Genomic DNA, 21,829 nt, shown 5'->3' with positions numbered 1-21,829 from the left:
CTTCCCTGATAAAAACTGGATTTAACATCGCCATCCACAGCATCTACCCACTAGCGATCGATAAGCGGCAACTCAGTATTTACGCTGCACAACATAGTCGGCAAGTTCAACTAAAAACCGGGCGCCAGGGGCAAATACTTCGAGTGCAGCTTTAGCTTCATCAACCAAGGTTGCCGCAAGCGCTTGCGCCGACTCTAAACCAAGCAAGCTGACGTAAGTACTTTTATTATTTTCCAGATCTGAGCCCTGATCTTTGCCTAAAGTCGCGCTATCGGAAACAACATCGAGTATGTCGTCCTGAACCTGAAAGGCCAAGCCGAGTTTAGCAGCGTAGCGATTAAGCGCCGCTTGCTGAAGCTCAGTCGCGCCGGCACACAAAGCACCGAGCTGCACCGCAGAAATAATCAGCGCTCCGGTCTTATTGCGGTGAATAGTTTCAAGCTGCTGCAGAGTCAAACGCGAATCAAGCCCCTCAGCTTCCAGATCGAGCATCTGACCACCGACCATTCCGAGGGCACCAGCGGCGTTGCCGAGGCTGCGAATCAACGCGAGCGCAAGCTTTGCATCGTCAATGGCGGCGAGCTTTTCATAAGCCAAATTAAGTAGGGCATCGCCGGCAAGTATGGCTGTCGCTTCGTCAAACTTGCGGTGACAGGTTGCCTGGCCGCGGCGTAAATCGTCGTCGTCCATGGCCGGCAGGTCATCGTGAATAAGCGAATAGGTGTGCACAGCTTCAATGGCAGCGGCAGCGGTATCAACACTGCCGGGCAACGAGGACAGGCCTTCACTCAAACAGAGCTCGGCGCTGGCGTAAACCAGCATCGGCCTGACACGCTTGCCCCCCGCGTTAAGGCTATAACACATGGCCCGGGCCAAACGTTCGGCAACTTGCGGGCGCTCAAACCAGGTTTCAAGCTCGGCTTCAACCCGGCTTTTATAGGCGGCCGCCGTGAGTTTAAAATCCATGCTGGCGACGGGCCTTAATTAATTCTGCTTGCTTTGACTGTCTTTGATTTCGACAGGCTTGGGCTGCTCTTCACTGGCGCGAGCATCAAAACCGTAGTATTCGAGCCCTTCGTCATCAAAGTCTTTGTTATCGCCAGTACCGACACGGCTGATAAAAAACTCACCTTCGGTGTGTATAGGTAAATCAACGGGCTGGCGCCCGCCGTGCAGGCTGATGTACTGGGCCTGATTGAGATCGACAGCGCCGTCAAAAGCCTCGGCAAACTTGATTTTTGAGGCCTGTTTTTGCCAGCCGTCAACAGCGCGCATAGGAATAGCTTCCGCGGCGTCACCGCTGCCATAACCCAGGGTCAGAATGTCGTAACCCTGCAACTCAACCCCGCGCTTAAAAGCATCTTCAAGGCCCGCGGCAATCCACGCCGGCAGCGACGCCGAATACAGATTGCCAACGTTTTTCATAATCTCCCAGCCGAGGCTCATTTTTGATTCAATACGGCGGAAGGTATCAAAGCGCTTGAGTACGCGAATCACCCTAAGGCTGCGCGAAAACAGTGGAGTATTGATTTTACCCTGCTCAACACAGGCGTAGACGTCGCGCTTGGCACTGAGCTCCTCAAGCACATCGTGGAACTTCACTCGCGCCGCTTCACAGTACTCTTTGAGCTCGCTGTGATCTTCCTGCTTGCCCATCGCCAGCGAGTACAGATAACTCATCGCCAGGCCGGTCTCCGGCATACGTGTATACGGCCGGTGCATAAAAATCGCTTTGAGCTCTTTTAAATACGAGCTGCGATCGAGGCCGCGCTTGTTAAACATATTCGACAGAGCTACGAGCACCGCATCGATATAACAGTTGGTACTGTAATAGCCATTAAACACGGGATAGTCGCGCAGCTGGCTGTTAGTCGCCGCGTGCTGCTGAGCGTAGCGCACAAAAGGTTTGCGAAAATCCGGGCCGCGATAATCGGCCGAGGAGCCGCTTTTGCTTAAATCCAGCGCCAGCAATTTGGCTTCGGGCTCGAGTAACATTGCCACAGCCCCCGCGCCTTGCGTGGGCTCGCCAGTCGAGCCGCGCTCGTATTCGGCAATATCAGCAGAGATTACAATGGCCTTGCTATCGGCGCCGTCACAAGCGAGAAAGCGCGCTGCCCCCTTGAGTGCATAGACCCCGCCCAGGCAGGCGTGTTTGTACTCGGGCACCTCACAGTAACGGCTGAGTTTGGGCAGGCCGAGCTTGACCAGGCCCTGATCGACCAGGCCTTTGACGATCACCGCACCGGCACTGTTGTCGGTGCTCGACTCGGTGCCAAAAGCAAAATAGCCAATAGAGCGCGGATCGATATTGTATTGCTGTATCAGTTTTAGCGCGGCATTGGCCGCCATCGTATAGACATTCTGGTGGTGGCCACGCATGCGAAAGCTGTGACCGACGACATCCTTGAGCTTGTCCCAGCTGCCTTCGGTCCACTCACACCAGTCTTCTAACTGAGTGCGGTAGCGCGGCAGATAGGCTGCCAGGCCGCTGATTCCAACAGAATTCATACTTGTCTCCAATTACTCACCGCGGCGAGTGCAGCTCAACTTAGCTGTTATACAGTGCTTCGAGTTCAGCTTTAAAATGTTTGTTGATGTGGGCCCATTCCATCTTGAACCACGGAGTAAACGCCGCTTCGTCAGCATTAAGTTCGGCCTCCAGTGCGGCGGCCGATAACCAGCGCACCGCACTGATTTCATTTGCATTTGGCTCTGCTTCGCTGTCGCAGCGCCCAATAAATACCGAACAGAGTTCGTGCTCTGCACCGAGCTCACCAAACTGAGCGTGATACTCAAATTTATAGAGATACACTAAATCTGCGATCTCCAGGCCCAGCTCTTCAGCCACACGGCGCCGGGCAGCTTCGTGCATGCTCTCGCCAACACGCGGGTGAGAACAGCAAGAGTTAGACCAAAAATCACCCCACAGGCGCTTTTCAGCGGCACGCTTTTGCAGCAAAAGTTCGCCGTGCTGGTTAAATAACAAAACCGAAAAAGCGCGGTGCAGCATACCCTTGCCATCGTGACAAAGCAGTTTATCGGCACTGCCTATTTCTTCATCGTGCTGGTTGACGAGAATAAGCTCATCGCTATCTGACGAAACGACAGCAAATCGGTCGCGGGCAAGCGCTGTCAAAACTACCTCCGGAAATGCAGCAAGCTGCTGATTCCCAGCAGGCAAAAAATCAAACAAACAGTTTAATGCTCGCTTAGTAATGAGACAACCGCCAAAACTCAGTCTTGCTTCGCCAGGCTTAGCGCTCGATTAACCGGCAATGGTAATTGAAAAGCTCGAATAAGCTTTCTCGGCAAGGGCTTGCTGCACATCCGCACGGTGATCGCTAAGCAGCAGTACGGCCCCGCCATCGCCGCTGCCAGTAAGCTTGCCTGCGGTCGCGCCGCCAGCGCTGGCAAGCTCGAGTATGTCTTCAATTTCAGCGCAGCTGACACCGAGCTGTCTCAGGCAGGCTTGATTGCGGTTGATAAGTTTGCCCAGCTTAACTTTGTCGACAGCGGTGTCGACAGCCAAAATGGCTTCAGCCTCGCGAGTCAACTCGCCCATTTGCTCAAACAGTTCATCGTAGAGTGTTTTATTCTTAAGCCACAACTGGCGCACCCGCGCTACTGTTTTTGCAGTAAAACCCTGCTTGCCGCTGAGCGCGACCAAAAAGTTAAGCGGCTGCGCCAAACTCAAGGCCTTGAGGTCAACCCCTGAGTGCAGGCGCTGAAAACGAAATAGGCCACCGTAGCAAGCCAAGCTGTTGTCGAGCCCGGATGGATTGCCGTGGGCCAGCTTTTCGCAGGCAAAAGCGAGCTCGTTAATTTCTTCATTTGTAGAATCCTGACCGGCAAATAAAGCCAGCGCACGACTGCAGGCAACTGCCAGCGCAGCAGATGCCCCGAGCCCAGAAGCGTGGGGTATTTGCGCATCAACAGATAGATGAACGGGCTGTTCAACGGCAAAATGCCGGCAAATCAACTTGAGCACATTTTGCAGTAACACCGCACTGCCGTGCAGTTTATCTGCGAGCGACACACTGATATTCCAGCGCTCGATGCTGATGCTCGAGCAAGCCTCTGTCGATCGCTCAACCCGGACTCTAACGGCGCGTTCAATGCCGGCTGCAATCGCCGGCTGGCCGTAGACAACACTGTGCTCACCAAACAGAATAACCTTGCCGCAGGCCCCCACCCAGCCGTCACCATCGACGTACGACGATGCGCGGCGGCGACCCAATTGCTCGAATTCAAGCATCGGCCTGTAACTCAGCAATGATCTCTTTGGCTCGCCAGACTTTGATTTCCGGCTCATTGACCAAGCGCGCAACAAGCGCATCAAACAGCGCGTCAGGACAGTCGGCACTGAGAGCAACACTGCGCGCGTGCAGGCGCATATGCCCTTGTTGAATGCCCGAACTCGCCAGCGCACGCAACGCTGCAAAATTTTGCGCCAGGCCAACCGCAGCCATCAGTGCCGCAAGCTCGCTGGCACTGTTTAGGCCAAGCAGCTCCTGGTTTGCCTTCACACCGGGATTGCTCAACAAAGACGCACCGACAGTACCGACTTTAATTGGCAATTCGATACTGCCATGCAACTGGCCATCGTCATCACAACGCCACTGTGTCAAGGCGCGGTACTGACCGTCGCGAGCCGCATAGGCGTGGGCCGCCGCTTCCACACTGCGCCAATCGTTGCCCGTTGCCAGGGCAACGGCGTCGATACCATTCATAATGCCTTTATTGTGGGTGCAGGCGCGATACGGGTCGGCCAAAGCTAAATCGTTGGCGATAACAATACGATCGCGCAGCGCTTCGCCACTCATATCTTTGCTCTGTAACGCCGACGCAGGCAGGCGCAGCTGCGCTCGAGCCAGAGCCTCGTCCGCCAGATTACTGAGTATTTTCAAAAGTGGCTCGCCGCCAACCAAAGCCTGCAGCCTCGGTGCCAGCGCTTCACAGACAGAATTGACCTGGTTTGCCCCCATCGCATCACAGGTATCGATGCTGATGTAACAAACAAGCATGTCTACGCCGCTGTTCTCCCCGGTAAAGCGCTTACAAGTCAAATTGCGGGCACCGCCGCCTCGCTTGAGCATTGCCGGCATCAAGCTATTGGCTTCACTGAGCAGCTGCTCTTTGTGAGCCAAAATTTTGTCCATTGCCGCGCGGCAGTCATGCATTCCGGTCAGTTGAATCTGCCCCTTTATAAGCCCGGCGTCTGCAGAGGCCTTAAAGCCGCCGTGTTTTTCAGCCAGCAGCGCACTAAAGCTGAGCGCAGCGACCACCGACGGCTCTTCGACAACCATCGGCACTTGATACATATTCCCGTTTAGCGGGAAGTTCAGCGCCACACCCTCAGGCAGGGCAAACAGGCCAATAACGTTTTCTATCATGCGCTCAGCGCTGTCTAATGTTAACTGCTGCTCGGCTTGCAACCACTGAGCGGCACTTTCATCGGATAGATAACCTGCATCCGCGAGCGCGGCGATGCGCTGCTCGCGGCTGAGCTTTCTAAATTTTCTGTTTACGGCTTTACGCATTGAACATCTCTGTATTGCTGAGTCAGGCTTATCACAAAATAAGCTGAGTAAATCTGCAGTGGCGGCCCCACCGAGTTGAGTTTGACTAACAGCCGCAGCTAAACGTTGCTACTTAAGTGCTGGCCATTGACTTTAAATTTAATGAACTCAAACCCCGGCTATAAATAAAATCCAACATTGCCTGGCGCTCGCGAGCGCTGCTGCTCACCAATAAACCTAAATCCCCACCACCGGCACCGCAAGGTTTGTAAATAAGTGCCTGATAGTTTAGCGATTGCTTATAGGGCTCAAGATGGCCACCGGAAAAAATACCTAGCTCGGCGGCTTGATCAAAATCCCACAGCTGCTTACAAAATTTGCGCAAACTGGCGATAAAAGCCAAAGCCTCGCCGGTGTTGGCGCAAACTTCAGCACTTGCACGCCCCAACGCTTCGAAAAAAGCGGCGCAGCGCTGACTATTTAGCTGCCGCCACTGGCTCAGCGAACCGAGCATCGCCGGCGTGCTTGCGCTCTGACCACTCCAGATAAAATCTAGCTGTACATCGGCCGCCAAGCGCGCGGGCTTAAAAGCGGGCAACGGCTCTTTAAAATCGTTATTAAAAAGCAATGCCCCGCCGTAAAGGCTGGCTGCCAAATCCACGCCGCTGCCTTTTTTCCCCTGCGCCAAACTGTGCAGCTGCTGCAAGCGCTGCCAGCGAGCAGCGAGCGTCTCACTCTTTATACGCGAGTCGCGGCACTGGCCAAAAGCAGAGTCTAAGGCAACGCATAGTGCGGCGCTCGAACCCAAGCCGAGTTTAGCTCCGGCATCGAACATGGCCTGCGAGTCTGTCGTCAAGTGCCAACCCTGCTGAACAAAAAGTTCCGGCTCGGCAAAGTGCTGCGCTATCAGCTCGACAACTAAGCTCGCAAAGACACCGAGCTCGGCCGGTGGCTGCCACGGCCAGCTCTGTATTTGATAAAGTTGTTGAGTAAAGCCCGGGCATTTGATGTTTATGCCTGCACTATCCGCTGCCTGCAGCTCAACCTTAAGCCCCCTGTCGGCCGCCAAGACCAGCGCCTGGTGACCTTCGAGCACTGCGTATTCGCCACAGACAATAACTTTTCCAGCCGCCCAGCTGCTAATCGAGCGCTTCAACACGCGCCCCCGGCCCCAAAGCACAGCGCAGCACCCGCTTCACCCCGTGAAGCTCAGCCAGCGCATCCGCGACTTTCGCTCCGTAGCCCGGTGCACAGATCGCTTTTAACTGAGGCCCGGCATCGTTGGTGAAAAACACCGGCACACCACCAGCGCGCAGCTCCCTGACACAGTGCATCGCATCAACCGTGGCGCCACTCCAATAAAGCAAACCCGGGCGCGAAGCCATCGCCATCGCGTGCATTTTGAGGCAGCTAAACTCACTGAGCTCAGCCAGTTGTTCAAAGTCTCTTGCCAGTACTAATTTTTCCGCCTGAACAACATCCACATCGTTGCCACTGAGCCAGGCTTGGTAATATGGGCTGCTCAAACGCGATCTTTCCATGCCTTCGGTTGAGCCAATCTTTTTCTCGTCCTCACTGACAATGGCGACACAGACCTCCAGCGGCCAGTGCTCCGCCTCCGCTACTTGTTCGGCGTAAGCCGAACCAAAATGTGTTTGTGCGGGCTCTGCATCTGGCAGGTAAATTTTGGCAAAACCGCCATAGAGCGAACGCGCCGCAGAACCACTCATCGCTCGCGCCAGCATGCTTTGTTGTTTCAGGTCCAGGCCCAAACCGAGCGCAGCATTGCCAGCGGCCACCAGCGCAGCAAAACCAGAGGCCGACGACGCCAGCCCGGCCGCCGTCGGGAAGTTATTGCTGGTCTCAACTCGACAGCGCGTATCGATGCCGGCGATGCGTCGCAGTTTGTCGAGGTTGGCGCTGATGCGCGCAAGTTTTTGCTCATCGCGCTTGCCATTGAGCCAGAGCTCATCGCTTTTTAAGCTCTCATCAAAGGCCACACAGGTCTCGGAACGCAGCTCATCGAGTGTCAGTGACAGCGAACTGACGGCGGGCTCATTGAGCTCAGAGTCTGAGGCTTTGCCCCAGTATTTTATTAGGGCGATATTGGGGTGAGCCGATGCGCGCGCACGCCCCGAAGCTAAAACTGACACAAACATTCCCCCTAAGACACAAAACCGGCAATTCTAGCAAAGTTCCGCACTTGCCGCGCAAAGCCCAGTGCCAGCACCTACACTGACTATTGAGGCGCCAGCCCCAACCCACATCGCGACAGGCCAGGGACACGAGGCACAATAATAATGACTCTGTTTAGCCCCAGCTCCTCACCGAGCAGGCGCAGTATATTTTTATTCCCTTTTGTTGGGGTACTCGCTTTTACCCTAATCGCTTCGGCGAGCCTGGAGCTTATCCTCAGGCACTGGTACGCCGACCGCACAGACAAAGACATGCGCCAATTGATGGCCACAACAATCGACACGCTGCGCCGTATCGGCACCGATGACTACGAGATTGCGGTCGCTGTCGACAGCCTCGGCCTTGCCGCCCCCAAATACCGACTGACCATCAGTACCGCCGACGGGCGTATTATCGCCGACTCCGTACTCAGCGAAGAGGGGCTCGAACCGGGCGACAGCTTAGCGAAAAGCAAGGAATACCTGGCGCTGCAACACAGTAACGAAGTCAGGCTCAGCCGCTACAGCGCCGCCGCAGATGGAGAAATGCTGTTTTTAATAAAGCGCTTTCAGGTCGACAACTTTAAGGGCTTGATCCGCATCGGCATGCAAACTGCCGAATTTAATGGCGCCATCTTTGAGCTGCGCCTGCTGTTAGGCGGGCTGGCGCTGGTTGCCCTGCTGTCGATGGCCGGCCTGGTCAGCATGTTTAGCCGCTACATCAACGCGCTAATGAGCCGCGAGCAGAGTTTTCTCGAAAGCCGGGTCGAACAGAGAACCCGAGATATTTTACTCTTACACCGGCTGACCAATATGCTCGCAGCCTGTCAAAACTTAACAGAAGTACAAAACGTCGTGGAAGATATCGTGCCGCGTATTATCGGCAATACAAACTGCTCGGTATCGCTGGTCAACGCATCGCGCAATTTAGTTGAAAAAAAAATCGACTGGGGCGGAGAGTGGCCCGGAGATGACATTTTTAACCCGGACGACTGCTGGGCGCTGCGCAAAGGCAAGTTGCACTTCAGCCACGATGAGCTCAGTGCCCAAAGTTGCCCGCACATGGGCCAATGTGAGCAGACAACGCTGTGCATACCCCTGCTCGCCCACGGCAATGCCATCGGCTTATTGCACATGATGCCCGGCAAGGATACGAGCGCACGCATTCAAGACATGACGATGACCATCGCCGAGCACCTGGGCCTGGCCCTGGCCAACCTCGACATGCAAGAGCGACTGCGCCAACAGGCCACACGCGACGCACTGACGGGCCTCTACAACCGCCGCCATTTTGAAGAGAGCCTCGACAAAGAGCTAAGTCGCAGTCAACGCCACCACGAACCCTGTGGGCTATTGATGATAGACATCGACCACTTTAAAAGCTTTAACGATACCTTTGGCCACGACGCCGGTGACTACGTATTGAAATCCCTGTCGCTGCTGCTCAAAGACGCCGTGCGCAATGAAGATACCGTGTGCCGACTCGGAGGCGAAGAAATCGCCGTCATTTTACCAAAGGCCAATATCAACGATGCCATTGCCTGTGCCGACAAACTCTGTCGTGTCATCGCCGGCAACCATTTCCAATTGAACAGTACCGCTCTGGGCTCCGTCACCATCAGCATAGGTTTAAGCATCTACCCTATTCACGCACACAGCAGCGAAGGTTTAATAAAAAGTGCCGATATTGCACTGTACGATGCCAAGGCCAACGGGCGCAATCGTTTTGAAGTTGCCAGTATCAGCGAAGATGGTGAGCAGGGTTATTGCCTGGTTGAGCCCTACAACGAAACAGACAATAACAGTAATGACCGCAAAATGGCCTGAGCAAAACTAAACAAAAACCATTAGGGTTTAGTTTGTATCAGCGCATGCCCAGGAAAGAAAAACACCGCTGCTTTCACAAAAGTACCCGTAGAAATCGTGTAAATCTGGTAGCTTGATATAAGACGGGTAAAATATTTAGTGCCAATAAATAGTAATATGCGCATACAGTGCTTTGCAGTACTATGCCACCTACCAATAAAAAAACCGCTAAAGGAACAGCAAATGAGCGACGTATATTCCGCCCCCGATTCAGAGTTGAGCAACGATCAGGGCCCGAGCGCCTACGGCTCGATAGAAAAAGGCCTGGCTGGCGATTTTGAACTTCGCCTGGGCGATTTATTTAAAAACGCCTGGGCCATGACCAAGGGCCGCAAAGGTACGATCTGGATCGCCGTCATTTTAATGATTGTCGCGCTGACGGTTATCAACGTAGGTACCGGCTTTATCTTCGCTTTACTGCCTATCGACCCGGGCTTATCTGCGGGGTTAATGCAGGTCGTAATCACCTTGTTAAGCACACCCATCAGTGTTGGCCTTACTCTTTTTGGAGTGAAGTTAGTTTGTGAAAAAGATGCCAGCGCAACATCTATCTTCAACTACTTCGGCCAGATGTTTAAACTGTTTGCACTGACTGTGCTTATGTATGTGCTGGTTGCCATTGGCTTCTTATTATTGGTTGTTCCGGGCATTTACCTTGTTGTTTGTTATGTCTTTGCCGGCGCCCTGATGGTTGAGAAAGACTTAGGTATTTGGCAGGCGCTTGAAACCTCGCGAAAAATTGTCACCAAGAAATGGTTTACAGTATTTTTTACGCTGCTGTGCATCATGCTTGTTGTCAGCTTGTCCGCGATGGCGTTATTAGTGGGTTTAATCTGGACCATTCCCCTTAGTGTACTCATCACCGGCCTGATGTATAAAGCCATGTTTGGTGTTGAGCAGAGCACACTCGAAAGCGAATAAAGCCGCTCGCTAAAGGGGCCAAGGCCCCTTATTACCCGCTATGTTTGATATCAGTTACAGCCATGAAACCCCGGAAGGTGTCGACCTTGAGGTTGAACTCGCCGGCCCGTTTGTGCGCTGCCTCGCCTTTGCACTCGATTTTTTGCTGCGCGCATTTATAGTCTGTCTGATGCTAGTTGTTGCGCTGATCATTGGCTACGGCAATCAATTTGGCTGGGGCTTATTCCTGCTTTTTTTATTTTTAATTGAATGGTTCTACCCTCTGTTATTTGAATTTTTTCGCGGCGGCCAAACCCCTGGAAAAAAAGCCATGGGCATTTATGTTATCAATGACGACTTAAGCCCATTGAGCTTCTCCGCTACGCTAACACGCAATCTGCTGCGCGCCGCTGATTTTTTACCGCTGGCTTACGGTTTTGCATTTTTAAGCATTGTTGTCAGCGGCCGTTTCCAGCGACTCGGCGACCTCGCCGCCGGCACACTGGTTGTGCACAAACACCAGCAACAACTTGAAAGTTTACCTGCAAATACCGAGGCTCTGGCGCCACCGGCTCAACTCAACAGCGACGAGCAACTTTCTCTGATCGAATTTTATTTGCGCCAGCAGCAACTGAGCCCTCAGCGACAACAAGAGCTCGCCCAGTTAATTGCCCCCGCGCTTAACTTGTCTCACAGCGATGCTGTGCGCGAGCTCCACCTAATGGGCGCGTGGCTGCTCGGAGCCCGGGGCCAACAGTGAAACAACAAGATTTTGAACTGCGACACGAGCGCAGCTGGCAAGCGCTAGAGCAAGACTTATTACAAAAAGATAACAGCGACGAACTCATTCAGTTACCCGAGCGCTATCACAGCCTTTGCCAGCAGCTCGCACTGGCCAAACAGCGGCGCTACAGCGCGGCCCTTATTCAGCGCCTAAACTCACTGGTCATCCAAAGCCACAATAAACTCTATCGCGACTTACCCCGCGCGCGGGCAAATTTTCTCTACTACCTTGTTGCCGGCTTCCCCCAGGCGGTGCGCCGCAATCGCGCTTATGTCGGTGCAGCTTGCGCACTTTTTTTTGCACCGGGCTTACTGTTTTTTATTCTGTGTTGGTTTGACGACAGTTTAATTTACAGTTTGATGAGTTACGAACAGGTCAAAGACTTTGAAGCCATGTACGAACCGGGCAATCAAGCCTTTGGCCGAGAACGTCAGTCAGATACCGACTTTGCAATGTTCGGTTTTTATATCAAAAACAATATTGGCATTAGCTTCCAGTGTTTTGCCGGCGGCATTTTATTCTGCATCGGCTCAATCTTTTTTTTACTCTATAACGGTTTATTTATTGGCGCCGCCGCCGGTCACATTGCCCACATTGGCTACAACGAAACGTTTTTCCCCTTTGTTGTCGGCCACGGAAGTTTTGAACTAATAGCCATCGCACTTGCCGGCGCCGCCGGCTTAAAGCTCGGTTGGGCGCTGCTCTCCCCCGGGCAACTGGGTCGTATCAGCGCACTTCGCCTTGCCAGTAAAGATGCCATTACCATTATCTATGGCAGCACGGTGATGCTGTTAATTGCGGCGTTCATTGAAGCGTTCTGGTCATCGAGCTCAAGTTTGGCAAACGAAGTTAAATACAGCGTCGGCGGACTGCTTTGGTTTTTAGTCATCTATTATTTAGCTACAGCGGGGCGCCACCTTGCGCCTCGATAAACTGCAAGCAAAAATAAAAAAACGCAGTGCCTGGCAAGCGATCGACCTCGGCTGCGCAATGGCCAGCGCCATGTTTGTAAAACTTTGGCTGCTCTGGTTCAGCGCAGCTGCGTGTGGAGCAGCTGCACTATATATCGTTTTTGATCACAACGCTGTCTATACCGCGCTCGCATGCTGGTGGTTAAAACCACTGTGGGAAAGACCACTGTTGTATGTGGTTAGCCGCGAATTATTTGCCGAACAAGTTAGTGTTCTGCAAATAGGGCGACACTGGTGGCACATACAAAAAAATGAATTTTGGCATTGGCTCAGTTACCGGCGCCTGCTGCCAATGCGCTCGTTTTTACTGCCAATTGCAGTACTTGAGGGTTTGAGCGGCAAAAAACGCCAGCGCCGCAGCGAACTTCTGTTACGGCGTTTTTCAAGTGCTGCAACCTGGCTGTCTGTCAGCGGCCTACTTATCGAACTGTGCCTGGCTCTAGCTCTGGCAACAGCCCTGGCCCTGTTTGTACCCGAGGGCAGCAATGTCAATTGGCAGTACAGCCTGCTCGGTTCTGACAACGCAGTTGCGCTGTATATATTTGCCTTACTTTTACTCGCAGCCAGCCTCGTCGCGCCATTTTATGTTGCTGCGGGCTTTTCACTCTATATTCAGCGCCGGGTTGACCTCGAAGCCTGGGACATAGAGCTGCAGTTTCATCAACTTGCTGAACGCGCCAAAGCCAAACAAAAAAGACAGGCGCAATTCGGCAGCAAAATTGGCTGCCTCTTGTTACTGGTACTACTAAGCTTTAACAGCGAGTTAAGTGGGGCCGAAGACCTAAGCTCGACAAGCGAACAAGTAGAAACACACGAAGATAAACAATATCGTGAAACTGGCGGGCCTGAGCGTTCCGACTCAGGCAAACTTGCCAAACAACAAATTAATGAAATACTTGGCAGCGCCCCTTTTTATAATACCGAAACAAAAACCATACTCGGTCAAAAAACAGAAGACGATGATGAGCTGCCCGGCTGGCTTATTCGTTTTGCAGAATGGCTCGATAAACACGGTGGTTTTTTTGAAGCCCTCGCTTCGATGCTCAAGAGCCTGGCCCAATTTGTTGAGCTGACCCTATGGCTCGCTGTGCTCGGCCTAATTCTGTTTGTTTTATGGCGCTATCGCCAATGGATAAAAGAGCAGTGGCAACGCATTCACTCCGGCAAACACAATGAACAAATAGACGTGCCGCGCGAGCTCTTTGGCATTGTTCTCGAAGACAAAAAACTGCCCGACGACGTCGCAACGCAAGCACTGTTATTGTGGCGACAACAGCAAGAGCGCGCCGCATTTGTGTTGTTGTTGCGCTCAAGTTTATTAGTGAGTGTAAACAAAGGTTGCCGCTTCAAAGACGGCTACACAGAGCGCGAGTGCGCCGAGCTTGTCAACGCTTCACTTAAGCCTGCCCTTGCCCAGAGTTTTAACCAATTAATACAGCACTGGCAGCAGCTCGCCTATGCCCACCACTGCTGCTCGCAGCAACAATTTGAGCAGCTGTGCCAACAACACAGGGAGTTGTGGCAAGGTGAATAATCGCAGCTTGTACATTGTGCTAACACTACTGGCACTGCTGCTGATTTACGTAGTTGCTCGCCAACTCGAATGGCGTGAACAGACGCTGATCACAGGTTTTGAAGGCGAAGCCCAGCGCAGCCGATTTTATGCCGCCGATCTATTTTTAGCGAAGTATCACGCTGATGTAGAGCGGCTCAGGCAAAGCCCTTCTGAAGCAGGGCTCTATGCCGCCGATGCACTGCTGATTCCCGATGCCTCCTACGTGCCGCGCGACGATCAACAGCAACAAATTCTTAGCTGGCTAGCTCAAGGCGGCCACCTAATTATTGGCACCGGTTGGAACGACGAGCCCAACATCATTAAGCAGTTGGGTTTTAGTAGCGAACAGCAGAGTTTCAGTGTTGACGACTACGAACTCGAACGTGAAGAAGAAAAAGAACAACAGAGCTTTAGTGAAAAACTTAAGCAGCAGCACAGCGAGCAACAACAATTAAAAGAAAAACACAAAGATTGGATCTGCGCTGCGCCCTACGAGCAATGCCACAGCCTTGAAGAGCCTAAGCTGCAACACAACTTATTGAGCCAGCTGGTTTTTGAAGCTGAAACACAGAACATCTACATTCACCCCAAACTCGACCGCAGCATCATTCACGAACAAATATCCGGCACGGATAGGCCTGCAAACTACGCTCACCCACTCGAACTGTTTTACTGGGCTGGCGATAGCAACGGCATTCGTTTTGTTCAGGCTCACTACGGCGAGGGGCTGCTAACAGTAATGGTTGATAGCGATATTTTTAGCAATAATTATATTGCCCATTACGATCACGCTCTGCTGCTGAGCCTGCTTGTTTCCGCCCAACAAAGACTGCTGATACTCGAAGGCAAACACAGTGCATCACTAGCAACACTGCTACGGCGCCACTATAGCGAAGCACTAATTACGGCGGCAGTTTTATTGCTGACCCTGGTCTGGCACCTGTCTCTGCGCTTCGGTGCTGTGCACCACCCACGCAGCCGAATGCGCCGGGCGCGCCGGGATGCTCTGCGCGCAGCTGCTCAGTGGCACTGGCGCCGCGGCAACGAGCAGCAACTGCTGGCCAGCCTGCGCGAACAGGTACTCAGCCTGGCGCGGCGCCGCTGGCCAAGCTTCAGCCGCTGGCATAGCGATACCCAATACCACGAACTGGAAAAGATCAGCGGCCTGAGCAAACAGCAGCTAAGTCTTGCGCTCGAAGCCAGCGCAGATAAAGACGAACAAAAAATACTGAACATCGTTCAGTTATTACAACAGCTAAGGAAGACCTTATGAGCAGTACCGACATACTCAGTCTCGAACAGCGACAACTACTAGAAGACCTACTAAACCGTTTAAACGAGCAACTCATCGGTCAACAACAAGTGGTCAGGCAGGTACTGTGCTGTTTACTCGCCGGCGGCCACAGCCTGATTGAGGGTGTACCCGGCCTCGGTAAAACCCTGTTAGTGCGCAGCCTTGCTGCGAGTTTCGGCGGCTCCTATAAACGCATTCAATTTACCCCCGATTTGATGCCGGCCGACGTCACCGGCCACGCGTTGTTTGATATGAAAGAGGGCATCTTTCGGGTGCGCAAAGGGCCCGTGTTTTGCAACTTGCTGTTAACCGATGAAATCAACCGCGCGCCGGCCAAAACCCAGGCCGCTCTGCTGGAAGTCATGCAAGAACAACATGTCACTATTGAGGGCCAGCCCCAGGCCGTGCCTCAGCCATTTATGGTCTTGGCGACCCAGAACCCCCTCGAACAGGAAGGCACCTACGCCCTGCCGGAAGCTGAGCTCGATCGCTTTTTAATGAAAATCCTGATTGACTACCCGTCCCGACAAGACGAAGTGGCGCTGACACGCATGGTGACCGACAAGGTCAACGATACGCTCAGCAATCATAAAGCGCCGCTGTTAAATGAAGATATTGTGCTTGAGCTGCGCCAGAACATTAACGAAGTAGTTGTCGATGACAGCTGCCTCGACTACGCCGTGCGCCTGGTCAGAGAAACCCGCGACAGCGCCGGTATTCGCCAGGGTGCCGGGCCGCGAGCCAGCATTGCCTTGATTCGCTGTGCGCGTGTTGAAGCGGTGCTCAACGGCCGAGGTTTTGTATTGCCGGACGACATCAAAGCCAACGCCAAACCGGTGCTGCGCCACCGCATCGTGCTCAGCGCCGACGCCGAAATTGACGGCTTGCACAGCGACGACATGCTGCAAATGCTGCTCGACAAAGTGGATGCCCCGCGCCAATGAGGCCAAGTAAACGCTTGTTAAGCATTCTTTTATGCTACCTGCTTGCACTTATTGCCCTGGCGAGCTGGCGCTTATTTAGCGAATCACCCCTGCTAGAACACGCTTTTTTGGCTTGCAATTTGGCGGCGCTGGCCCTGGCCCTGGCCTGTGTAAAAGACGCCCTGGCCAGCAAAGACATCAAGCAGTTGAGTATTAGCCGGCCGAACTTCGCGGGTTTGGCTGTCGGGTGTGACAACAACTTTATTTTCACCATTAAAAATCGCAGTCGGCGCGATATTCAGCTCAAGCTAACCGAACTTGCGGGCATTGATATCCAACTTATCAAACTGCCGTGGAATGGCCTTGTCAAAGCCGGGCAGCTTTTGCAAATAGAGGCCGGGCTGCGCCCGCTGCGCCGCGGCAGCCATGTTGTCGGCGGCCCCGAAGCACTTATCAACAGCCCGCTCGGCCTGTGGCAATGGCGCAGGCGCTTTGCCGAAAACGAACTGCTGCGCGTCTACCCCAACTTTACTGCCGTCAGCCATTTTGAACTGCTTGCCCACGGCCAGGATATCAGCCAGCTCGGCATCCACCTCAACCAGCGTCGCGGCGAAGGTTTAGACTTTCACCAGTTGCGCGAATTTCGCCCCGGCGACGCGCTGCGCCAGGTCGACTGGAAAGCGACGTCGAGAGCACTCAAACCCATCGCAAGAGAGTTTCAGGATGAACGCGACCAAGAATTAATATTTTTAATCGACAACGGCCGGCGCATGCGCAGCAAAGATGGCGAGCTCAGCCATTTTGATCACTGCTTAAACGCGCTGTTGCTGTGCGCCTGGGTCGCCCTGCGCCAGGGCGACGCTGCCGGTCTGCTCAGTTTTGGCAGCGAACAGCGCTGGCAGAGCCCGCTAAAAGGCCGCGCGAATTTTAATGCGCTGATGCAGCAAATTTACGACCTGCACTCATCGACCGCCGCCAGCGACTATCTTCACGCCGCCGGTGAGCTGTTAAAAAAACAACACAAGCGCTCGCTGATCGTGCTGATCGCCAATGTCGAGCCCGGCGACAATCAAGATTTGTTAAGCGCCTACGAGTTACTGCAAAAACAGCACTTAGTTGTCATTGCCTGCCTGCGCGAACAGAGTATCGATGATATTGAGCAGCAGCGCGTCGAAGATTTTGATCAAGCTCTGCTGTACTGTGCCAGCGCCGAGTTCAGTGCCAAACGCAAAAATTTACTGGCGACGCTGCGCAACGCTGGCGCCGTGGTGATTGACGAGCGCCCAAGTCAATTGCACATAGCCCTTGTGAACTGTTATCTCGAGCTCAAGCGCAGCGGCAGAATCTAGGCGCTATTGGCAGCTCTCAACCGCCAGTAAGCTGAGGCATCAAATTTTTACCCATACACCCCGCTTTTACAGTAGGCGAACTTGAGCATAAAACCGCGGGCAACTATGTTTAATACGTTAACGTAATTGCCAAACACGAGCGCTCACCGCAACCATGCCCACTACCCGACTGTCTGAGATTCTGAGCCACTGGCAAAGCTGGCCGCTGCCGCTCGAAGAGCAACCTCTGGCAATCAAACAGCTCGGCAACAGCGTACTCAATCACAGCTACATTATTCAAAGCGGTGATCAGCTTTACGCCCTGCGCATAGAAAACCTGCTCAGCGCCCGTCTCGGCGTAGATAGGGTCAGAGAGCTACACGTCTTGCGCTTGGCCAGCGAAGCGGGGCTGTGCCCCACCCTTCACTTTAGGCGCGACGAGCAAGCTTTTGCGGTATTTGCTTACGAGAGCGGCCGCAACTGGAGTGCGCGCGATCTCAACCAACCGAGCCAGCGCAAACGTCTACTCGACGTGATTGAACACATGCAACAACTCGACTGCAGCGCAGCGTTTAACTACCTCGATCAGTTGCGCCATATGTTCAGCCAACTGCAACAACTAAAGTGCAGCGACACCCAGTTGCAACAAAGTGCTTTTGGTGAATTTATCGAAAGTGCAGAGCCGTGGTTTGCCGAGCAGACAGGCCCAGTACTCAGCCACCACGGCCTGTGGCCGGGCAATATTCTCGAAACAGACAAAGGTTTATTGCTACTGGAGTGGGAATACGCAGGTTTAGGCCTCGGTGATTTTGATCAGCGCTTTATCGAAGCTCAGCTACAGCCGAGCAAACACGAACAGCGCCACGGAGACCTGCTCGATAAACTTATTTTCTGGCTCGCCCACTACTGGCAACTGCTGAGTCAGTTGCTGCTCGAGCGCGGCAAACTCTAGCGAGTAAATAAGGATATAAACACCATGAATGGATGCAAGGCACTTAACTACCCGGCTTTTATAGACAATCAACACTACCAGAGCCTGGATCTGGACCTCAGTGAAAAACAAAGACTTGAGGCCATGCTCGACAACATCAGTCGCGTTTTTTTGTTAACCGCCAGTCACTACGACAGTTTTGATGAACTAATCCGCGAATACTTGCTTTCAGGCATAGAAATTTTTTCCCTGGAAACCGGTATCGTCAGCCAAATTCAAAACAATGGCGACTACATTATTTGCGACGTTGTCAGCCCTGTAAAAGAACTAAAAGCCGGCCAGGTCTTTGCGCTAAAAGATACCTACTGCCGCCATGTTTACGAAACTCAAGACGTGCTTGGTTTTCCTGAAGTCGGCAAACTGGATTTTATGCGCGGCCACCCCGTCTACGAGAACCTCAAACTTGAAGCCTATCTCAGCGCGCCAATATTTGTTCGCGAACGTCTATTTGGCACGCTGAACTTCAGTTCAACCAAAGCCCGCCTCCACGGCTTTAGTGAACAGGAAAGAAACTATATTCGCCAACTCGCTCACGCCATCGGCAACTACTTGCTGCTGCGCGAAAAAGAGCAGCAGCTACTGCAATTGAACCAGCGCTTACAGAATTTTGTTGGTTTTGTCAGTCACGATTTACGCGACCCGCTCGGTTCTATCAGCGGCTTAAGTAAATTGGCGCACAAAAAACTAGAGCAAGCTGACAGCGACAAAAAGCGCGTGCTGAGCCTTATCGAAAAGATTGACCAAGCAACGGAGAATGCAACGGAGCTGGTGCACAGCATTCTCGATTGCGCTGCGCTCAATTGCGGAAAAATAAAACTCAACAAAAGAAGAATTGATGCTGAGTCATTCTGCCAGTTTTGTATAGATAGTTTTATGCTAGGCAAAGAGCCAAGCAATAAAGAAATTGTAAGCCTTTGCAGCCCAGAGCTACATTTATACATCGATAAACAACGTATGCTTCAGGCCCTTATCAACCTATTAAATAACGCAGTAAAATACAGCCCCGCTAACAGCCGTATTGAGTTGCACCTTGTCGAAAAAAACAAAGGCTGCGAGTTTAGTTTAAGCAATTCAATACGCCCCGATCACACCGAAGATCTTCACTCACAAACACCGAGCTCAACCGGCTTTGGACTCGATATTGTACGCACAATTATTGAAGCACACGGCGCGGAGCTGGAACTTATAGAGACAAGTAAAAACTTTCAGGCTCGATTTTTTATTGCCGCACTGTAAGCATTGAATAGCCCATTTACAGCGGAGCTGACCACTGACCGTTTAGCATAAAGTGCACGGCAATACTGGCAAAATAGCCAAGCAAAATAACCGGGCTCCAACGCAAGTGGGTAAAAAAGGTATAGGCTCCACGAGCCTGCCCCATCAGCGCAACACCAGCCGCAGAACCGACACTTAATAACGAGCCGCCGACACCGGCAGTCAAAGTTACCAGAAGCCACTGAAACTCACCCATTGCCGGCTCCATGCTTAACACCGCATACATGACCGGAATGTTATCCACAATGGCAGATAAAAAGCCCACCAGTATATTTGCATAAGTAGGCCCTAGCTCACCGTACATGTAGGCAGAGCTCATATTTAAGTAACCGATAAAACCGAGGCCGCCCACCGCTAAAATTACCCCATAGAAAAAAAACAGGGTATCCCACTCGGCCTTGGCAATTTTATCAAACACATCAAAATCATCTTTCACGCGGTGCTCAGTTGGCTGGTCACTGCGATCAATGCTGTGGCGGCCATGACTGCTTTCACGCAAGTAATAGCCGTAGAGCTTTAAATAGGCGAGCCCTGTCATCATGCCAAACACGGGCGGCAGGTGAAGCACGGAATGAAAACCCACCGCGGTAACAATGGTTGCCAAAAACAGCAATACGATGACAAGGCCGCCATTTTTTATTTCACTTAAATCGCCGAGTTTAGGCGGCGGGAAACCTTTACTGACAAAAAACTGCATAATGGTTGCCGGCACAAGAAAGTTCACCAAAGACGGGAAAAAAAGCTTCATAAAGGTAAAGAAGTCAAGCACGCCATCTTGCCAAACCATCAGCGTAGTAATATCACCAAAGGGGCTGAAAGCGCCGCCAGCATTGGCCGCAACAACGATGTTCACGCAGGCAATGCCGATAAACCGGGGCTCTTCTTTGCCCACCGCAATCACTACCGCACACATAATTAAAGCCGTCGTCAGATTATCGGCAATCGGAGAAATCACAAACGCCAGCGCACCGGTTGTCCAAAATAAAGAGCGATAACTAAAACCCTTGTACACCAACCAATCCCGCAGGCGGTCAAAGACTCCGCGCTCAAGCATGGCGTTGATATAGGTCATTGCCACCAGCAGGAAAAAAAACAACTCCGCGTATTCAAGGAAATTATGGCGCAGGGCTTCGCGCACCTGGTCTTGAGCGCCACTGTTATAACAAGCCAGTGAAATAAAAAACCAGATAAGCCCCGCGGCAAGCAACACCGGTTTAGACTTGCGCAGGTGAAGTTTCTCTTCAAACACGACACACAGATAAGCCAGAGCAAACACCAGCAGTGAAGCGGCGCCCACCCAGCTCTGGCACATCGCCACCTGCGCATTACTCGGCGCCGACACATCCAGTGCAAAAGCAGGAATACAGCTAAATATCAGTAAGAAAATTGCACTAAGGCGCAGCAAGCTTAGGCCCCTATATTGTTGCTTTTATTCGCTAAGTTTCATCCTGCTTTAAGTGTAGACCGTCAAACTTTGCTTTATACTGGCCGCGAAAAAACTCGGCCCCTATTCAGGATGTATTTATGCGCCAGCTTCTCGCTCTTTCGCTTGCCTTAGTTCTAAGTGCAGCCAGCCACGCCAACAACCGCCAGCTCAATAATATTGATTTTGCCTTTGTTGTGCCGTGGGATTACAGCACCGACATCGATTTTGAAAATAACACGGACGCAGCCATCGAAGGCAATCACGGTTTTGGCCTGGCCTTTGGTTACAGCTGGAGCGATCAGCTCAGCACACGTTTTGATGTTATTTGGAATCATCAGGATTACAGCGGAACGCGTATCTACGACAAAGACGGTATACCGACCCCCGAAAAAATACGCAGTCGCCTCGACTCCATCCGCCTCGACCTCGGCGCTGATTATTATTTAACAACAGGCAAGTCCTGGGCGCCCTTTATTGGCGCGACCGTGGGCTGGGACTTCTTAGATAGTAATATTCCCAAGGGCGATCCGAATATTGGCTGCTGGTGGGACCCTATCTGGGGCTGGATGTGCCAAGGCTATCAGAATACCTATACCGAAACCGCCTGGCACCTAGGCTGGAACGCGGGTTTTCGTTTTGATCTCGGCAGCCGCTACTTTGCCCGCATCCTCTACGGAGAGCGCTATCTCGACCTGAACAAGGCTGAAGACAGTTACGTTAAATTTCCAACTAGCCGTTTTGAGCTGGGCTGGAGCTATTAAGCTAGCGCCAAATTTCAGCCTAAACACAAAAGAAGCGGCCCGCAGCGCCGCTTCTTTTACAG

The 21,829-nt window shown here is 52.6% G+C and carries 19 protein-coding genes; 11 read left to right on the top strand and 8 right to left on the bottom strand.

Features of this window, described 5'->3' with window-relative positions; translation table 11 throughout:
• Positions 1 to 72 precede the first annotated feature (72 nt).
• The 7 genes from CFK45_RS14000 to mvaD form a co-directional block, all read right to left on the bottom strand.
• Entirely contained in the window at positions 73 to 966 is an 894-nt protein-coding gene (locus CFK45_RS14000; protein WP_096087065.1) for a polyprenyl synthetase family protein, read from the bottom strand.
• Positions 967 to 984: 18 nt separating this feature from the next.
• Positions 985 to 2,508, bottom strand: a complete 1,524-nt coding sequence (locus CFK45_RS13995; RefSeq protein WP_096087064.1) for a hydroxymethylglutaryl-CoA synthase — start codon at positions 2,506 to 2,508, stop codon at positions 985 to 987.
• Between the two features lie 40 nt (positions 2,509 to 2,548).
• On the bottom strand, positions 2,549 to 3,136 hold the full coding sequence (gene idi / locus CFK45_RS13990; RefSeq protein ID WP_096087089.1) for an isopentenyl-diphosphate Delta-isomerase: 588 nt from the start codon (positions 3,134 to 3,136) through the stop codon (positions 2,549 to 2,551).
• Between the two features lie 129 nt (positions 3,137 to 3,265).
• A complete protein-coding gene (gene mvk, locus CFK45_RS13985) occupies positions 3,266 to 4,255 on the bottom strand; it encodes a mevalonate kinase (RefSeq protein ID WP_158224713.1) in 990 nt (329 codons plus the stop codon).
• Complete coding sequence (locus tag CFK45_RS13980; protein ID WP_096087062.1) at positions 4,248 to 5,540, bottom strand: hydroxymethylglutaryl-CoA reductase, degradative; 1,293 nt, start codon at positions 5,538 to 5,540, stop codon at positions 4,248 to 4,250. Before CFK45_RS13980 ends, mvk begins: the two co-directional genes overlap by 8 nt.
• A gap of 112 nt (positions 5,541 to 5,652) precedes the next feature.
• Positions 5,653 to 6,675 carry a mevalonate kinase family protein gene (locus CFK45_RS13975; protein WP_096087061.1) on the bottom strand — a complete coding sequence of 341 codons (1,023 nt, stop codon included), beginning with the start codon at positions 6,673 to 6,675 and terminating at the stop codon, positions 5,653 to 5,655.
• Positions 6,659 to 7,672, bottom strand: coding sequence for a diphosphomevalonate decarboxylase (gene mvaD, locus CFK45_RS13970; RefSeq protein WP_239923692.1), 1,014 nt, complete (start codon positions 7,670 to 7,672; stop codon positions 6,659 to 6,661). Before mvaD ends, CFK45_RS13975 begins: the two co-directional genes overlap by 17 nt.
• Before the next feature lie 147 nt (positions 7,673 to 7,819).
• Here mvaD and CFK45_RS13965 point away from each other — a divergent pair, with 147 nt between their 5' ends.
• The 10 genes from CFK45_RS13965 to CFK45_RS13920 all read left to right on the top strand — a co-directional run bounded on the left by CFK45_RS13965 (position 7,820) and on the right by CFK45_RS13920 (position 19,541).
• Positions 7,820 to 9,520, top strand: a complete 1,701-nt coding sequence (locus CFK45_RS13965) for a sensor domain-containing diguanylate cyclase (RefSeq protein ID WP_096087059.1) — start codon at positions 7,820 to 7,822, stop codon at positions 9,518 to 9,520.
• Positions 9,521 to 9,742: 222 nt separating this feature from the next.
• The gene (locus CFK45_RS13960; protein WP_096087058.1) at positions 9,743 to 10,480 is read left to right on the top strand and encodes a YciC family protein; all 738 of its coding nucleotides are present in this window, start codon (positions 9,743 to 9,745) and stop codon (positions 10,478 to 10,480) included.
• Positions 10,481 to 10,520: 40 nt separating this feature from the next.
• Positions 10,521 to 11,219, top strand: coding sequence for an RDD family protein (locus CFK45_RS13955; RefSeq protein ID WP_096087057.1), 699 nt, complete (start codon positions 10,521 to 10,523; stop codon positions 11,217 to 11,219).
• The gene (locus CFK45_RS13950; RefSeq protein WP_096087056.1) at positions 11,216 to 12,175 is read left to right on the top strand and encodes a stage II sporulation protein M; all 960 of its coding nucleotides are present in this window, start codon (positions 11,216 to 11,218) and stop codon (positions 12,173 to 12,175) included. Before CFK45_RS13955 ends, CFK45_RS13950 begins: the two co-directional genes overlap by 4 nt.
• Positions 12,162 to 13,748, top strand: a complete 1,587-nt coding sequence (locus CFK45_RS13945) for a DUF4129 domain-containing protein (RefSeq protein WP_096087055.1) — start codon at positions 12,162 to 12,164, stop codon at positions 13,746 to 13,748. Before CFK45_RS13950 ends, CFK45_RS13945 begins: the two co-directional genes overlap by 14 nt.
• Entirely contained in the window at positions 13,741 to 15,042 is a 1,302-nt protein-coding gene (locus CFK45_RS13940) for a DUF4350 domain-containing protein (protein WP_096087054.1), read from the top strand. Before CFK45_RS13945 ends, CFK45_RS13940 begins: the two co-directional genes overlap by 8 nt.
• Positions 15,039 to 16,007, top strand: a complete 969-nt coding sequence (locus tag CFK45_RS13935; protein WP_096087053.1) for an AAA family ATPase — start codon at positions 15,039 to 15,041, stop codon at positions 16,005 to 16,007. Before CFK45_RS13940 ends, CFK45_RS13935 begins: the two co-directional genes overlap by 4 nt.
• Complete coding sequence (locus CFK45_RS13930; RefSeq protein ID WP_096087052.1) at positions 16,004 to 17,335, top strand: DUF58 domain-containing protein; 1,332 nt, start codon at positions 16,004 to 16,006, stop codon at positions 17,333 to 17,335. The genes CFK45_RS13935 and CFK45_RS13930 overlap by 4 nt, the downstream gene beginning before the upstream one ends.
• Positions 17,336 to 17,489: 154 nt before the next feature.
• Positions 17,490 to 18,266 carry a protein kinase family protein gene (locus CFK45_RS13925; protein WP_096087051.1) on the top strand — a complete coding sequence of 259 codons (777 nt, stop codon included), beginning with the start codon at positions 17,490 to 17,492 and terminating at the stop codon, positions 18,264 to 18,266.
• A 24-nt stretch (positions 18,267 to 18,290) separates the two neighbouring features.
• Positions 18,291 to 19,541, top strand: coding sequence for a GAF domain-containing sensor histidine kinase (locus CFK45_RS13920; RefSeq protein WP_096087050.1), 1,251 nt, complete (start codon positions 18,291 to 18,293; stop codon positions 19,539 to 19,541).
• Positions 19,542 to 19,557: 16 nt separating this feature from the next.
• On the opposite strand, the gene nhaD is transcribed toward CFK45_RS13920, so the two are convergent.
• Positions 19,558 to 20,985: a sodium:proton antiporter NhaD gene (nhaD, locus tag CFK45_RS13915; protein WP_239923691.1), complete on the bottom strand. Its 1,428-nt coding sequence runs from the start codon at positions 20,983 to 20,985 to the stop codon at positions 19,558 to 19,560.
• A 119-nt stretch (positions 20,986 to 21,104) separates the two neighbouring features.
• Here nhaD and CFK45_RS13910 point away from each other — a divergent pair, with 119 nt between their 5' ends.
• Positions 21,105 to 21,767, top strand: coding sequence for an outer membrane beta-barrel protein (locus CFK45_RS13910; protein WP_096087049.1), 663 nt, complete (start codon positions 21,105 to 21,107; stop codon positions 21,765 to 21,767).
• Positions 21,768 to 21,829: the final 62 nt, after the last annotated feature.

Origin of the sequence: Agaribacterium haliotis, from assembly GCF_002312815.1 — a bacterium.
In the GTDB taxonomy this organism is placed as follows: Bacteria; Pseudomonadota; Gammaproteobacteria; order Pseudomonadales; family Cellvibrionaceae; genus Agaribacterium; species Agaribacterium haliotis.
Note: the sequence above shows the minus strand (reverse complement) of the source record. Positions and strands in the feature narration are given on the sequence as shown.